Annotated in this window: 17 protein-coding genes and 1 pseudogene; 17 read left to right on the plus strand and 1 reads right to left on the minus strand. The window is 32.1% G+C overall.

All coding sequences use genetic code 11. The features are described 5' to 3' along the window. Nucleotides 1-256: 256 nt before the first annotated feature. The 13 genes from HR057_RS08370 (at nt 257) to pseI (ending at nt 12271) form a co-directional block, all read left to right on the plus strand. Nucleotides 257-832: a DUF6470 family protein gene (locus HR057_RS08370; protein WP_173730987.1), complete on the plus strand. Its 576-nt coding sequence runs from the start codon at nt 257-259 to the stop codon at nt 830-832. A gap of 74 nt (nt 833-906) precedes the next feature. Next, complete coding sequence (fliW, locus tag HR057_RS08375; protein WP_173730988.1) at nt 907-1356, plus strand: flagellar assembly protein FliW; 450 nt, start codon at nt 907-909, stop codon at nt 1354-1356. Between the two features lie 2 nt (nt 1357-1358). After that, nucleotides 1359-1589, plus strand: coding sequence for a carbon storage regulator CsrA (gene csrA / locus HR057_RS08380; RefSeq protein ID WP_173730989.1), 231 nt, complete (start codon nt 1359-1361; stop codon nt 1587-1589). A gap of 262 nt (nt 1590-1851) precedes the next feature. After that, nucleotides 1852-2691: a flagellin Hag gene (gene hag / locus HR057_RS08385; protein ID WP_173730990.1), complete on the plus strand. Its 840-nt coding sequence runs from the start codon at nt 1852-1854 to the stop codon at nt 2689-2691. Nucleotides 2692-2764: 73 nt separating this feature from the next. Then, nucleotides 2765-4546, plus strand: coding sequence for a motility associated factor glycosyltransferase family protein (locus HR057_RS08390; RefSeq protein WP_173730991.1), 1782 nt, complete (start codon nt 2765-2767; stop codon nt 4544-4546). A gap of 86 nt (nt 4547-4632) precedes the next feature. Continuing rightward, entirely contained in the window at nt 4633-5007 is a 375-nt protein-coding gene (locus HR057_RS08395) for a hypothetical protein (protein ID WP_173730992.1), read from the plus strand. After that, a complete protein-coding gene (locus tag HR057_RS08400; RefSeq protein ID WP_173730993.1) occupies nt 5004-6266 on the plus strand; it encodes a motility associated factor glycosyltransferase family protein in 1263 nt (420 codons plus the stop codon). The genes HR057_RS08395 and HR057_RS08400 overlap by 4 nt, the downstream gene beginning before the upstream one ends. Before the next feature lie 152 nt (nt 6267-6418). Then, nucleotides 6419-7393, plus strand: a complete 975-nt coding sequence (gene pseB, locus HR057_RS08405; protein WP_173730994.1) for a UDP-N-acetylglucosamine 4,6-dehydratase (inverting) — start codon at nt 6419-6421, stop codon at nt 7391-7393. Nucleotides 7394-7431: 38 nt separating this feature from the next. Next, the gene (pseC, locus tag HR057_RS08410) at nt 7432-8604 is read left to right on the plus strand and encodes a UDP-4-amino-4,6-dideoxy-N-acetyl-beta-L-altrosamine transaminase (protein WP_173730995.1); all 1173 of its coding nucleotides are present in this window, start codon (nt 7432-7434) and stop codon (nt 8602-8604) included. 9 nt (nt 8605-8613) lie between these two features. Next, nucleotides 8614-9348, plus strand: a complete 735-nt coding sequence (locus HR057_RS08415) for a cytidylyltransferase domain-containing protein (protein ID WP_173730996.1) — start codon at nt 8614-8616, stop codon at nt 9346-9348. Between the two features lie 14 nt (nt 9349-9362). Next, nucleotides 9363-10346: a UDP-2,4-diacetamido-2,4,6-trideoxy-beta-L-altropyranose hydrolase gene (pseG, locus tag HR057_RS08420; protein WP_173730997.1), complete on the plus strand. Its 984-nt coding sequence runs from the start codon at nt 9363-9365 to the stop codon at nt 10344-10346. 14 nt (nt 10347-10360) lie between these two features. After that, nucleotides 10361-11209, plus strand: a complete 849-nt coding sequence (locus HR057_RS08425) for a methionyl-tRNA formyltransferase (RefSeq protein ID WP_173730998.1) — start codon at nt 10361-10363, stop codon at nt 11207-11209. Nucleotides 11210-11224: 15 nt separating this feature from the next. After that, the gene (pseI, locus tag HR057_RS08430) at nt 11225-12271 is read left to right on the plus strand and encodes a pseudaminic acid synthase (protein WP_173730999.1); all 1047 of its coding nucleotides are present in this window, start codon (nt 11225-11227) and stop codon (nt 12269-12271) included. A 418-nt stretch (nt 12272-12689) separates the two neighbouring features. Here the strand turns inward: pseI and HR057_RS08435 are convergent. After that, nucleotides 12690-13296: pseudogene (locus HR057_RS08435) on the minus strand (IS110 family transposase); the annotation flags it as partial. A 179-nt stretch (nt 13297-13475) separates the two neighbouring features. On the opposite strand from HR057_RS08435, the gene flaG reads away from it, so the two are divergent. The 4 genes from flaG to HR057_RS08455 all read left to right on the plus strand — a co-directional run bounded on the left by flaG (nt 13476) and on the right by HR057_RS08455 (nt 16381). Continuing rightward, nucleotides 13476-13841, plus strand: coding sequence for a flagellar protein FlaG (flaG, locus tag HR057_RS08440; RefSeq protein ID WP_173731000.1), 366 nt, complete (start codon nt 13476-13478; stop codon nt 13839-13841). A 199-nt stretch (nt 13842-14040) separates the two neighbouring features. Next, a complete protein-coding gene (locus HR057_RS08445) occupies nt 14041-15552 on the plus strand; it encodes a flagellar hook-associated protein 2 (protein ID WP_173731001.1) in 1512 nt (503 codons plus the stop codon). Between the two features lie 74 nt (nt 15553-15626). Then, complete coding sequence (gene fliS, locus HR057_RS08450) at nt 15627-16028, plus strand: flagellar export chaperone FliS (protein WP_173731002.1); 402 nt, start codon at nt 15627-15629, stop codon at nt 16026-16028. Beyond that, nucleotides 16028-16381 (plus strand): flagellar protein FliT, encoded by a 354-nt coding sequence (locus HR057_RS08455; protein WP_173731003.1) that lies wholly within the window; start codon nt 16028-16030, stop codon nt 16379-16381. The genes fliS and HR057_RS08455 overlap by 1 nt, the downstream gene beginning before the upstream one ends. Nucleotides 16382-16526 lie beyond the last annotated feature (145 nt).

Below are 16526 nucleotides of genomic sequence, written 5' to 3' on the forward strand. Positions count from 1 at the left end.
TTGAAATTAAGAAGTTGGATAAAATATAAGGAAATTAGAACCTACTAATCACCTATGACATTAATGTAGGGCATTCAAAAGATACGAAGAAAAAACATTGCTTATATAGGTCGTCGGATCATTTGCAATATCTTGGGCACATTTTTGCGGAAAAAATAGAACTGTAAGTTTTGTAAATTGTCCTATATGTTTTTTGATTACATTTTCAATTTCTATAAAAATTAGAACTGTTTTTACGAAAAGAGGGGTGAGATCCGTGCAGCTTCCACGCCTTGAAATTACAAGCCAATTCGGTAAAATCGGTATTCGTTCTTATGATGCTGTCTTAGAAATACGCCAGCCGCCTGCTGACATGAAAATTCGGCAGCCTTTACCTGATGTGACAATCACAAAAACAAATAGCAAATTGGAAATCGATCAATCCGAAGCATTTGCCGATGCAAACTTAAAGCCGGTTCATAGATGGATAAAAGAAAGAGCACAACAAGCAAAGCAAATATTGCTGCAATACCTTGCAGAAGAAGCAAGGGAAGGCAGTCGTCTAATGAAAATCGAATCACATACGAATGCCATCGCTCAAATCGCTAAGGAGAAAAGTGAGCCTGACTACAAACAAGCAAATATCGCTTTCATTCCGGAAACACCGTTAAAGGTCAAGTTCCACTACACGCCGTCAAAGATTTCAATTCATGTGGGTGAATATGAGCCAAAAATTGCGGTCAAGGTAAACAAACCGATCATAAAGTATCGTCCTGGTGATGTGCAAGTTTATCTGAGACAAAAACCATCCATTGAATTTAGTGCTCGGACAACTTACGACCGCACGATTTAAAGCTATTTGAAAATAGTTGTTTCATTTGTTCTATGCGTGAAGTAAATACAAAATAGAAAATGGTGATGAAAAAAATGATCATTCAAACAAAATATCACGGTGAACTTGAAATAGACGAAAAAAAGATCATTCATTTTGAAGAAGGCATTCCGAGCTTCGAAGATGAAAAACAATTTATCATCTTGCCGCTAGAAGACAGTCCATTTTTGATCCTCCAATCGGTAAAAACGGCCAGCCTTGGCTTTGTGCTCATCAGCCCATTTGAATATTTTCCTGACTATGATGCAGTCTTACCGGATGCGGCTGTTAAAAAATTAAAAATAGAAAATGAAAATGAAGTTGTTGTTTTTACAATTTTAACGGTGCATGAACCGTTCGAAAATACAACGGCAAACTTGCGCGCACCAATCGTTGTCAATACAAAAGCACAGCTCGGCAAACAAGTCATCTTAAACAATGACAAATACACAACAAAACACCGCATTATCAAAAAATCCCCTGCTCCGATCGGCGAGGAGGGTTGATCATGCTTGTATTAACAAGAAAAATAAACCAATCGATTCAAATTGGCGACAATATCGAACTTACCATCCTTGCTATTGAAGGTGAACAAGTAAAAATCGGCATCAACGCGCCAAAGCATATTGATATTCATAGAAAAGAAGTGTATTTAGCTATTCAACAAGAAAATGCACAGGCCTCAGCAATTCCAAAAGATGTGTTGGAAAGCTTGTCCAAGCAATTACGAAAAAAATAAAAAGAGTCCTCTCGCATATCTTAGCTTCTATTTCCCGCGGTCGAAAAGACTGGCCTAAACCACTTAGAGCAACATTTGTCTAAGTGGTTTTTTTGTGAAAAAAATGTGAAATCAAAAAAATTTTTTTAAATCTATTAAACTTCTAAAACATGTACCGATATAAAAAATGTACAAGGTTAGTATTAAAGGCGGCCGATTTAATCACTAACCAAAACAAAAATCACATGGATGTGAAAAACAAAAATTCAGGGAGGAAATTAAAATGAGAATCAATCACAACATTGCAGCGCTTAATACGTATCGTCAATTAGGTAATGCAAACAATGCACAACTTAAATCAATGGAAAAATTATCTTCAGGCCTTCGAATTAACCGTGCTGGAGACGATGCTGCGGGTCTTTCTATTTCTGAAAAAATGAGAGGTCAAATTCGCGGTTTGGAACAAGCTTCTCGTAATGCTCAAGATGGAATTTCATTAATTCAAACTGCAGAAGGGGCTTTAAACGAAACACATGCAATTTTGCAACGTATGCGTGAATTAGCTGTACAAGGTGCAAATGACACAAATGTAACTGCAGATCGTAAGGCAATCAATGATGAGTTGCTAGAATTAAAGAAAGAAATTGACCGTATTTCAACTGATACAGAATTTAACAAACAAAAACTTATTAATGCTGTGGGAACTTATAATTTCCAAATTGGTGCTAACTCTAGCCAAAAGATAACATTAACACTTAATCAAATGAATGCTTCTAATTTAGTTGCTGGAACTGGTGTAACAAATATAACAAGTACTAATATTTCTAATTTAACCTCATATGGTAAATATACAGAATTTATTTCGACTTTAGATAAGGCGATTGAAAAGGTGTCAGGAGAGCGTTCTAAACTAGGAGCTTACCAAAATCGTTTAGAACATACGATCAATAACTTGAATACTAGTGCTGAAAACTTAACTGCTGCTGAATCTCGTATTCGCGATGTCGATATGGCAAAAGAAATGATGGAACAAACAAAAGCGTCTATTCTTGCTCAAGCGTCTCAAGCAATGCTAGCTCAGGCTAACCAACAGCCGCAAAATGTATTACAATTATTACGCTAATTTATTATTTATATTTTAAAACAGGCAACCTTTTTGGTTGCCTGTTTTAAAATTAATAAGGAGTGCTGAAACTATGAATAACATATGCATAGCCGATAACGATGAGCAACGGGTAAATGAAAATATCATAATGTTAAAAAGCAAAAGCGGTCTGCCGATTATGAAATTTAATGGTTTGTTTTTGAATAGCCAATACTCCCCAATAAAAGAGGCCGAATTACTCGCAGAACATCATTATAAAAAGAACCATGTCCATATTTTATTCGGGTTAAGTTCATCTTATTTAGCAATAGAGCTCCTAAAAAAAATTGATGAAAGTGATTTTCTTTTAATAATTGAACCTAGTAAAAATTTATTTGATCGTGTAAAAAAATTAGGGTTATTATCTCAGTTAATAAATCATCCAAACGTCTTCTTTATAGTAGGCTTTGATGAAAAAAAAATTGAGGCAAAGATAGAATATTTAATACATACAAAGTATATGGCACAAGTCGAATTTATTGTTTCCCCTAATTATGAAAAGATTTATCCAATTTTTATTAATGTATTAAAAGATATAATTAAAAAAAATGTATATCTAGCTTTGGTGAATATTAATACGATGACACTTTTTTCAAAAGTTTGGCAAGAAAATTTATTATGCAATTTAAAAGAATTATGGAAGTCACTTCCTTTCGAAAACTTTAAAAACAAATTAAACTGTCCGGTAATTATTGCATCTTCCGGTCCATCACTAACAAAACAATTGGATCTACTAAAGTTAGTGAAAGAAAATGAATCTGCGCTTATTATTGCAGCAGGCTCCACGATAAATCCTCTATTAAATGCAGGCATTCAACCGCATCTAATTGTATCAATTGATGGAGGAGTAGGTAATTGGGAGCATTTTAAGAATATTCAATATGATAATATACCATTATTTTACAGTTTAGTTGTTCATAAAGATATCCCGAAAAAACATACAGGTATTAAAGTGGCTTTCAATAAAGATGATAAGCAACTGGAAAAGTGGGTCAATAAGACTATTGGTAAAGAGCTTGGTTTTGTAAAAGGAGGTTCATCAGTTGCTAATGATTGTTTTTTTATAGCAAAAAATATTTCTACTGGGCCAATAGCATTCATAGGACAAGATTTGGCATATACAAATAATTTAACACACGCAGAAGGAAACAGAAATTTGAAAAGTGTAAATCAATATGATTTTCAAAATAATAAAAGGTTTGTTAAATTGAAAGGTTATTATGGTGATGAAGTAAATAGTGATTACGTTTTTTTAGGGATGAAAAAAACTTTTGAGGATATGGTCATTACTTTTCGTAATGAAGGAGATTTACGGCCTATATTTAATTGCACAGAGGGAGGAGTTTTTATTGAAGGTTTTGAAAATTTGCCTTTTAAACAATTTGTAGATACTTATTGTACACAAAATCATGCTGTGGATTTTCAAAACTTGTTTGCATTTTATAAACATGATTTGAATCAAAAACAATTTATAGAAGAAAATTTGAAACTAGAGAAGAAAAATCTGGAGAGAGTAGTGGATTTATCAAAAGAGGCTATGGATATTATAAAAAATGTAAAAGGAGAACATGAAAAAATAGATGAAGAAATATTGACTAAATTAGATGAAATTGATTCAAAGCTTGTTGATTGTGTAAATAATAATATTTTAGTTTACATAGTCAATCCAATTATATTCAGAGTAAATTATTTATATCAAGAAGGTAAAAATGAATCGAGAGAAGAGTTTGCGAAACGGATATTAAACAAATCTGAAGCATTGTATTCTGGTATTTTAAAGGCTACAGAGTCTACATTAAAAATATTTGAAAAAGTATTAACCAGAAATTGCTAGAATAAATTTCTTTAACCTTCTTTTTATTCCTGAAAAACGATGCGTACGAATATGACTAATAAAATAAAAGTTATGGGGTAATTTTTATGAAAGAAAAAAATCAACAATTAATTCAAAATACTTTGCATAGTTTATCGGATTTTCTACCAAAGATAGCTAATACTTGTTTATCTATTGCAGATTTATTTAGAGCAAATAAAGATGGTGAAGCATTTAAATATATCCAACAATTTATTGAAGCCATTGATTGGTCGATTCAAGCAATTAATGGAATAAAAAATTTGGAAAGCTCCTTAAATATTGATACGAATGAGATTAATGAGTTCTTGTCCGAAGCAAAAAAAGGGTTGGAATTAAATGATTTAGTGTTAATTGCAGATATGTTTGAATATGAAATTTGTCCAATTATAGAAAAATGGATAGCAGAAGTTCAAAGTTTTCATGGTGAATATGTAAAATGAAATGGCATCTGAAAAATACTAAAACAGTACCAACTTTGATAATTCACGAAAATCAAAAAGATATTCTTTTATACAGCAAATATGACCCGATGAAAGATGTCATAACATGGATAGATGGCATTCAAATAAATAAACAATCTAAAGATATTATTATTATTGGAATGGGGTTAGGCTATCATGTTTTACATCTAGCACAAAAATATAACAATTATCAAATTCATGTTTTTGAATTCAACAATGCATTTGCTGAATGGTTAATAAAAAATGAATTATTAAATTTTATCGATTCAAATAAAAATATTAAATTTTATTATCAAAAGGATTTGCGTAAGTTATTGGCGGAATTATCCTCTATAATGATTAAAGCACAAAATAATTTTTTTATTCATAAGCCATCATTAAACTTAATTGAAAACTATGAAATTAAATTGATGCTGCAGTCATTTATCATAAAAAGAGATACGATTAATGATCACGGAGAGTTGTTAGATTTTAATTATAAAAAAAATATTGAATTAAATGATAAAGATATTCGTCCTTTTTTAAGTCTTTATAAGAATCATCCAATCATACTTGCATCTGCAGGTCCGTCTTTAACAAAGCATCTTTCATTATTAAAAAAGGCCTTAGAAAGTAAAATACAAATTGCATGTGTTGGTACAGCGTTAAAACCATTAATAAGTGCTGGAATTATTCCTAGTTTTATTATGATCTCTGATCCTAATGATAAAATTTTAGAACAATTTGAGAATTTATATAATTTGAATATCCCCTTATTTTACTTAAGCACCGCCAATAATCTTACTGTGAAAACATATAATGGTCCAAGATATGTTGTTTGGCAAAAGGGATACGGTCCAGCAGAAGTACAAGCAAAAGCAGTCGGTGTTCCTCTAGTTGAAACAGGCGGTTCAGTGGCAACTTGCTTATTAGACCTGTTAGTAAAAATGGGGTTTAATAAGATTGCTTTAGTAGGTCAGGATTTAGCCTTTACAGACTTCCAATCCCATGCACAAGGAACACATGCATATAGGAAGATAAAGGGGTTTAGTAATCTAATAAAGGTTGATGATTATTATCTTAAAAATAAAATTTATACCTCTCGGAATTTATATATTTATTTAAGATGGTTTGAAATGTATGCAGAAAAAATAAATCATGTTGAATTATGGAATTGCACGGAAGGCGGAGCCCATATTAAAGGTTGGAAGCATAAAACTTTAAAAGAGTTTCTAAACAACGTAAATAGTGCTGAATAGTATTTTTTTAAAATAGCAGTTTTTGTTATGAAAACTTTTTTTATTAAATAAAAATTAGAAGATTTGACAGTTTATTTGAAATTTAATTAGTAAAGTATAGCAAAAAAGTAAATAAAGGAATACAAGATGAATAAGAAGGGATCATCAACATCATGAAGTGGTTATCAGATAAGACAATTTTAGTAACAGGTGGAACAGGTTCTTTCGGAAAAAAATTTGTTTCTAAGGTTTTAGAATATGATGTAAAAAAAGTTATTGTTTTTAGCCGAGATGAATTAAAACAATATGAAATGGCTCAAGAATATACAGATCCTCGAATTCGTTTCTTTATTGGAGATGTTCGTGACAAAGATCGTTTATATAGAGCGTTTGATGGTGTGGATATTGTTGTTCATGCTGCAGCATTAAAACATGTGGGAGCGTGTGAATACAATCCTTTCGAAGCTGTTAAAACGAATATATATGGCGCTCAAAATATCATTGAAGCAGCCATTGATAGAGGAGTACAACGTGTTATAGCATTAAGTACTGATAAAGCAGCAGCACCAATAAATTTATATGGAGCAACTAAATTAGCATCAGACAAATTATTTGTTGCTGGAAATTCTTATGTTGGTAACAAAGAAACAAGATTTTCTGTTGTTCGTTACGGTAACGTCGTTGGAAGCCGGGGAAGTGTTGTACCTTTCTTTAAAAAATTGAAGGAAAACGGCGCAACTGAACTGCCAATTACAGATGAACGAATGACACGTTTTTGGATCACTTTAGACCAAGGCGTACAATTCGTAATAGATAATCTTCAAAGAATGAAGGGTGGAGAAATTTTTGTACCAAAGATTCCAAGCATGAAGGTTATTGATTTAGCTGAGGCAATTGCTCCTGAATGTAGTATTAAAATAGTTGGAATTCGTCCAGGAGAAAAATTACACGAAGTAATGATTACAGAAGATGATGCCCGTCATACATTAGAATATGATTCTTATTATGTAATTCAACCAGAATTTCCTTGGTGGAGAGAAGAATATTCAAATGGCGGTAAGCCATTACCAGATGGTTTTTCCTATGTAAGTAATACAAATGACCATTGGTTAACTGTCGATGAGTTAAGGAAATTAGTCAAAGAATAACAATAAATTCAGTAAATAAAATAGAAAGGAAGTTTAACTTGAGAGAAAAACCGGTTAGAGACAGTTATTTACCATATGGTCGACAATGGATTGATGAAGATGATATTCAAGCAGTAATTAAAATTTTAAAAGGTGATTACTTAACAACTGGTCCTGCCGTTGTTGAATTTGAGAAAGCCATTGCAAATTACGTTGGTGCCAAATATGCTGTTGCATTTTCTAATGGAACAGCTGCCCTTCATGGGGCTTGTTTTGCTGCAGGTATAGGTAATGGTGATGAGGTGATTACAACGCCAATGACCTTTGCTGCAAGTGCAAATTGCGTTCTTTATCAAGGAGGAAAGCCTGTTTTTGCCGATATCAATCCAAAAACGTATAATATTGATCCGCAAAAAGTTGAGGAATTAATTACTGATAAAACAAAGGCTATCATTCCTGTACATTTTACAGGACAGCCGGCAGCATTAGATGAAATTCATCAAATTGCTAAAGCGCACAATTTAGTTGTAATTGAGGACGCGGCACATGCATTAGGGGCCACTTATAAAGGACAGATGATAGGTTCATTAAGTGATATGACTATGTTTAGTTTCCATCCAGTTAAACATATTACATCAGGTGAAGGTGGAATTATTACAACAAATAATGAAGAATATTATCAAAAACTACTTCAATTCCGGTCTCATGGAATTACAAGGGATACAGAAAAATTAATGGGATATCATGGTCCGTGGTATTATGAAATGCAATTCTTAGGATTCAATTATCGTTTGACAGATATTCAAGCCGCATTAGGTACTAGTCAATTAAAGAAAATTGATAAATTTATCGATCTGAGAAAGAAATATGTATCAATGTATAATGATGCATTTAAAGAGATTGATGAAATCCAAACACCTTATCAAGATCCAAATTGCTCATCGAGTTGGCATTTGTATATTATTCGCCTTGATTTAGAGAAGTTATCAGGGAACAGGACAGATATTTTTGAAGCTTTATTGAAAGAAAATATTGGTGTTAATGTGCACTATATTCCTGTTCATTTACACCCATACTATGCACAACTAGGCTATGAGCGAGGAATATGTCCGAATGCGGAAAAGTTATATGAAGAAATTATCACGTTGCCACTTTTTCCTGCAATGACTGAAGATGATGTGAAGGATGTAATATCAGCTGTAAAAAAAGTGATAAATTATTATCGAAAGTAGGGCAATTAAATGAAAATTGCAGCTATAATACAAGCTAGAATGGGTTCAACAAGACTTTCAGGAAAAGTCATGAAAGAATTAAAGGGAACAACAGTATTATCTCATGTAATTGAACGAGTAAAGCAATCTAAATTTATAGAAGAGATTATTATTGCAACAACTATTCATAAACGAGACGATATTATTGAGAAGGAAGCATTAAATTGTGGTTGTAAAGTCTTTCGAGGTAGCGAAGAAGATGTCCTCAGCCGTTATTACTATGCTGCAAAAGAAAATAATATTGATGTCATCATAAGGATTACCTCAGACTGCCCACTAATAGATCCATTTGTTATCGATGAAATAATTGAATTCTATCTCAAGGGTACCTATGATCTTGTAACAAACGCTGGATCAGATCTTATGCAAAGAACATATCCTAGAGGATTGGATACAGAAGTTTTTTCTTTTGAAGTTCTGGAAAATACATTTTTAAATGGTAAAGAAAGTTATCATCGAGAACACGTCACTCCTTTCATTTATGAAGATAGTAAAAAAATCTATTATTACAAAAATAAAGTGGATTATTCTAAACATCGCTGGACGTTAGATACAGAAGAAGATTACAAGTTGATAAGTGAAATATATAACAGACTATATAAAGGAACTCATGACTTCTATCTACCTGATATCATTGAATTATTTGCAGAAGAACCAGATTTATTTACTATTAATGCACATATTGAACAAAAGAAGATTAAGTAAAAGGGATGGAAATCATGAGGGCGTTGATATTCACAGAAGGTGGAAGTCAAATTGGACTGGGACATATTTCTAGGTGCAGCTCTTTATACGATGAATTACAACAAAGAGGAATTGAAGTTGAATTTATAATAAATGGTGACATGGATCAATTTGAGATAATACAAGACAAGCAATACAAAGTTGTTAATTGGTTATCAAAAAGCTTCTTAAAAAATTATATACGAAAGAGTGACTATTGTATTGTAGACTCTTATTTAGCCGATGAAGAGTTATATCAAATTATATCAACTCAAGCGAAAAAGGCATTATATATTGATGATAATGGTAGGATTCAATATCCACAAGGAATCGTTGTGAATCCATCTCTCAGTACCAGAGCAGTTAAATATCCTAAAAATGATAATAATTGCTATTTAATTGGACCAAAATATATTATCTTGAGAAGCCCCTTTATTCAAGTTAGAAGAGAGGGCATTAATTCTCAGGTAATAGAAGTATTAATTACTCTTGGTGGATCTGATATACACAATTTAACTTCAAGTATTTTAAAGCAACTTAGTAGTAAAAGATCAGATATTATTTTTAATGTAGTTATAGGAAGCGCATTTGAAAATGTTGAAGAAATAAAGAGCATTACCACAAGAAATATCAAATTTTACGAGAATGTAACAGCTTCTGAAATGAAATCTCTTATGTTAAGGTCTGATTTTGCAATAACTGCAGCTGGACAGACCATTTATGAATTGATAGCCACGCAAACACCTTTTATTCCAATAAAAGTTATCGAAAATCAGAATATTAATATAGTTGGATTGAAAGAATATAATCTAGTTAATACAGTTCTAGATTATAGAGACGTAGACTTTTTACATCAATTACAGAAGGAATTTGATAATCTATTAGATTATAGTAAGAGAAAAGAAATAGCTAAATTATACGAGAATGTTATAGATGGATTAGGGAGAAGAAGGATAGTAGATAGATTGGTAACTAATTAAGAGGTGAAATGACTATGAAAAAAATAGTCTTTTGCGGGTTTGGTAAATTAGGGAAAGACTGCTTAGAAAGACTAATAGACGAAGGGTATACAATATCTTTTATATTTACTCATAAAGAACTGCAGGAGGAAAGTGTTGATACTTTCGCAAAAATGAAAAATCTTGAATATTGTTATAAAGATGCAAGGAAATACTTAGATGAAGTAAAACCAAGGATTATTCAGTTGAGGCCTGACTATTTAGTTAGTGTAAACTATAGATATATTATTCCTAGAGAGATTTTTGAAATACCTAAATTTGCAATAAACATTCATGGATCATTATTACCAAAATATAGAGGAAGAACTCCTCATGTTTGGAGTATTATAAATGGGGAGGAATATAGTGGTATAACAGCCCATATTATTGAAGAAACAGTTGATACAGGAGACATAATTGCTCAAATTCCTGTGAAGATTGACCCTAATGATACAGGATATAGTCTACTCAAAAAGTTTGAAGGACTATATCCTGATTTACTAATAAATTCTATTAATAAACTTGAAAATAATGAGCCGTTACTTAAGCAAAATGAAAATAATGCTAGTTTTTTTGGTAAACGAACACCTGAAATGGGTTATATTGATTTTTATAAGGAATCATATGAAATTATTAATTTTGTGAGAGCTCAGGCTCATCCCTATCCAGGAGCTTATTATTATTTAATTGATGGAAAAAAAATAATAATTAATCGTTTAATAGTTGAGGAATCTATTTCTTTAAATCTACCAATTGGAGTTATTACCAACATTAATAATGATTATTATGTTAAATGTAAGGATAATGTATTGAAAATAGTTGACTACAAAATAGTTAATTATTAATTGGGGGCTAAAATAATGGCAATTAGTATCGGTAATTTTACTATAGATTCAAAAAGTAAAACGTTTATCATTGCAGAACTTTCGGCAAATCATGGACATGATATAAATATTGCGAAAGAAACAATAAAAGCTGCAAAAGAAGCCGGGGCAGATGCAATAAAATTACAAACTTATACTGCAGATACAATCACAATTGATTGTGATAATGATTATTTTAAAATTAAGAGCGGGACAATTTGGGATGGTCGGACCTTATATGATCTTTACAAAGAAGCTTATACTCCATGGGAGTGGCATGAAGAATTAATAAATTATGCAAACGAAATAGGTTTAATTTGCTTTTCGAGTCCTTTTGATAAAACAGCAGTGGACTTCTTAGAAGGCTTAAATGTACCTGCTTATAAGGTAGCTTCTTTTGAAATAACAGATATACCTTTGATTGAATATATTGCATCAAAAGGGAAACCTGTTATTATTTCTACTGGTATAGCAACGCTTGGTGAAATTGATGAAGCTGTACAAGCATGTAGAAGAGTAGGAAATGACCAAATTATTTTGCTAAAATGTACATCTTCATATCCCGCAAAGATTGAAGATGCAAACTTATTAACAATGAAGAATTTAAAAGAGACTTTTAATGTTGAAGTGGGTTTATCAGATCATACTTTAGGTGTAACAGTACCTATTGTTTCAGTTGCATTAGGAGCAAAAGTTATAGAAAAGCATTTTATTTTAGATAAAAGTATTGGTGGACCAGATGCAAGTTTTTCATTGGATAAAAATGAGTTTAAATTACTTGTTGACTCAGTAAGGGATGCGGAGAAAGCATTGGGAAAAGTTGATTATGAACTTAATGAGAAAATGTTAAGAAGTAGGGAGTTTTCTCGTTCTTTATTTGTTGTGAAGGATATTAAAAAAGGAGAAATCTTTACTGAAGAAAATGTTAGATCAATTAGACCTGGTTATGGGTTAAAACCTCAATATATTAAAACGATACTTGGTAAAAAAGCGAGACAAAATATTACTAAAGGGAGCCCGTTGAGTTGGGATATTATTGAGTGATTTAATGATGACACGATACTTTCTAAATGAAAAATCTTAATATGAGTATTTTGAACATTTTTTAAACCAATAGTAAATAAGGGTTTCACGCCTATTTTTGTATAAATCTGAAGTGACTAAAAACACAAAATCCATAAAGAGAGAGTCACTTTGTATAATCTACAAGAACCTTTTTCTTCGAATTATTGTAAATTTTAATTCAAAAGTGAAATTCCATATCTTCTTTTAGCGCTTTTAATTTACGCCCCTTTGCAAAAGGGGATTGGAAAGTTTTTCAACCTAAATGATTGAAGGGCATTGTTGGAAATTAGGCTCTTATCATTGGCCATAAAAATCGACACCTTCACTGCTCTTCTTAAATTAAGAAAGAAATCATAAAAGTAATTAAACACTGATAGACATAACCGTTTATGAATTTTTGTTCTACATCAGCTTCATCAATATAGCCTTGTGAAATTAAGTGCTCCAGCAGTCTTCTTCCGGGAGCTCCAAAATCATCTGATATGATAGTTGCTAGTTTAATAGTTGATGCTTCTAGGACTTTTTGAATTCGATTTTTTTGTGCAGTAATTCATTAATTTCTTCTGATATCGTGTTAAGTCACGAAGTTGACAGATACCCTCTGGCGGAACGAAGCTCTTTTCAATAAGTCCGTGTCTCAATAATTTTGCAATCCATTCTACATCCGAAACATCAGTTTTTCTACCTGGAACGTTCTTAATTCGTTGAGCATTTGCCAAAGTAATATCGAAAAAATCTTCAAGGATATTGCAAACAGGTTTCCAATAAATGTCTGTACTTTCCATGGCGGTATGTGAGACTTTATGGTTTTCCAGCCACTTTAATAGTTGAAACAAATCTTTTGTTAATGTCCCGAAGGTTTCAAATTCTTTAGTTACTTCATTGTTCTCATTCTCTATAAGAATACAAGCAACAATAGATTCAGAATGCACATCTAAACCTGCACAACGTGATTTCCTACAAAGGAGCAAATAGTAGAACTTTGCAGGCACACAATCTATCATGACCTCCACTCTAAGTAAAGTGTTTAATATGAAATGATACATTCTCTTTTTTTACAAAACATTATTTCAAAATTGATTTCCAAAACATTAAAAAACCCCAGCTTCTTACTTTAAAATGGAAAAATCTATCCGATATAAAAAATAGGTATAGGATTCGATTGTTTGAGAGGAGAATCGAAATGGAGATTGGCAGTCTTTCATCAGGGAAATTTTCCCCACAAATAAAAAGCCGAATAATGGTTGAATCTGTTTCAGAAAAAAGAAGTGTCCCTACTCCCGCTGCACAGCAAATTCATTCGCAAGGGGAAGAGAAACAGATTGATAAGAAGAAACTAGAAGAAATTATCAATAGTATGAACCAATTTTTGGTGCCAACTCAGACAAGTATTCGTTTTGAGTTGCATGAAGAATTGCAAGAGTATTATGTGACAGTCATTGATAGTGAGACGGATGAAGTTGTACGAGAAATTCCACCGAAGAAAATGCTAGATTTATATGCCTCCATGAAAGAATTTATTGGTGTTTTATTTGACAGAAAAATATAGATTTTATTTTATAAAAAAGTAGTTTTAGACTGCACTTGCAGAAAATTCAGATTCCTAAATGAAATAGTGAAATAACAGTTATGAAAGAAAAAATACTACTAACAAAGCCAACATTATAATGTTTTTTTATTTTATATAAGCGACAATATTTTCAAAGGGACAACTTCGACTAAATAATATTTATGGTGGTGAAACTCAAATGAGCACAATGCGTATTGGCGGCTTAGCAAGCGGTATGGATATCGATTCTATTGTAAAAGATTTAATGAAAGTAGAACGGATGCCGCTTGAGAAGCTAAAACAAAAAAAGCAGATATTAGAATGGCAGCGGGACGATTATCGCGAAATGAATAAATTGTTGAAAGAACTTGATGACTTAATCTTTGATGGCATCTTTAGACAATCAACTTATTTGAAAAAGACTGTATCCGTTTCAGATGAAACGAAATTGACAGCAAAAGCGGTGAATGTACCTGCTAATTTATCATTACAATTGGAAGTTGAAAAATTAGCAACGGCTGCTTCATGGAGTTCTTCTGATCCTAATTATTCAATTAATAAAGATTTTGCTATAAATGAAGCAAAGGAATTAACTTTTTCTGTACTTGACCCTGGAGCTGATAAAGAGAGGGAAGTGAAAATTTCCTTTTCAGAAGGGGATACATTAGATGACGTGATTACTAAATTTAATAAATCGTCATTAGGAGTGACAGCGTTTAAGATTGACACAGGTTCTGGAAATGTAAAATTAGTTTTCACGAATAATAAAACCGGAAGCGGAGCTGTTATAAAAGCTAAAAATGATGATACGATGACATTTATGAATGAAATTCTCGGTTTTCGATTTGAAACAGAACAAAATGAATATACACTGATACCTGATCAAAATGAGGAAGAATTAGATGCAAAGATAAAAATAAATGGGTATGAAATTACTCAAAAATCAAATGAATTTACTTTTAATGGTATAAATATTACTTTAAAAAATGTAACAACTTCTCCTGTAACTATCTCTACCTCAACGGATGTAGATGCAATATTAGATACGATCGTTCAGTTCGTGGACAAGTACAATAAAGTAATAGAAATTATTAATGGTAAAATCACACAAGATAGATATCGCTCCTATCATCCGCTATCTGATGAAGAAAAAGAAGCAATGACAGAAAAACAAATTGAAATGTGGGAAGAAAAAGCAAAAAGCGGCTTGCTTCGGAACGATTCTATTCTTTTTAGTGGATTAAATCAAATGAGGGTTGATTTATATTCAAAAGTTTTAGGAGCAAGCTTATCTCAGTTGGCTGAAATTGGGATAAAAACATCTTCTAACTATTTGGAACGCGGAAAATTAATAATTGATGAAGGAAAGCTTCGAGAAAAAATAGCTGAAGATCCTGATGCTATTTATAAATTGTTTAATCAAGATGGGGATTCTTATGAAAGTAAAGGTATTGCGAGACGGATGCGAGAAACAATAAGTAACACAATAAAGAAAATCGAAGAAAAAGCAGGAAATGCCCTCCGAACAAATCAACAGTTCGTTATAGGACGGGATCTTTTAGATATTGAGAAAAGTATTGACCGTTTCGAAGACCGCTTGCTTAAAATCGAAGACCGCTACTGGCGCCAGTTTACAGCGATGGAAAAAGCCATTCAAAAGGCAAATTCTCAAACGATGTATTTAATGCAGCAATTTAACTTTGGTTATTGATGATTAAATAAAAACTGTAGGAAACATCAATAAATACGAAAGATCTCTATTTATTCCGTAGGAGTGAAGGCTTTATGTCAATAAATCAACCATACCAAGCTTATCAAAACAACGCCGTTAATACCGCTTCACCAGGCGAGTTGACTTTAATGTTATATAATGGGTGCTTGAAGTTTATCAATTTAGCAAAAACAGCCATTCAGAATAAAGATTTTGAAACGAAACATACGAATTTAATCAAAGCGCAAAATATTATTACAGAATTGATGGTTACATTGAACATGGATTATGAAATCAGCAAAAACATGATGGCGATGTATGACTATATGAAGCAGCGCTTAATCGAAGCCAATATGAAAAATGACATTGAAATTTTAAATGAAGTTGAAGGTTATGTCGTTGAATTTCGCGATACATGGAAAGAAGTCATTCGAATTACACGGCAGCAAAAATACGTAGCTGGTGGGCATGTATAGTGAGTATTGTCAAACAATTATATGATCTCACCCGATTGCTTTATGAAACGGTTCAACGTCCACAAGCCCAATTAGAAGAACGTGATCGGCAAATTGAGGAAATAACAAAACTGCTTGATAAACGGGAGCAGCTTATGGGGCAATTAGCCCCACCTTTTCAGGAAGAAGAAAAGCATCTCGGCCAAGAAATTATCCGCCTCAATAAAGAAATCGATCAAAAATTAAAAGACATTTTGAATATGATCAAAATGGACATGAAACAACTGAAAGTAAAAAAAGAAAAGGCAAATAAGTATTCTAACCCTTATGAATCTTTAGCGATTGACGGGATGTTTATTGATAAAAGAAATTAAGGGGACAAGGGGTGGCTTTTTGCTACTCCTTCTCCTTGAATCCACGATCTTTTTCCTCTAATTTAAGGCTTTTACATGTTTTAAAAAGATTACAACTTCAATCATTTCAATTATGATAGCTCATAAGAGTCTGAACCCCACCTTG

It is taken from the genome of Calidifontibacillus erzurumensis (genome assembly GCF_013303125.1).
In the GTDB taxonomy this organism is placed as follows: Bacteria; Bacillota; Bacilli; order Bacillales; family Bacillaceae_J; genus Calidifontibacillus; species Calidifontibacillus erzurumensis.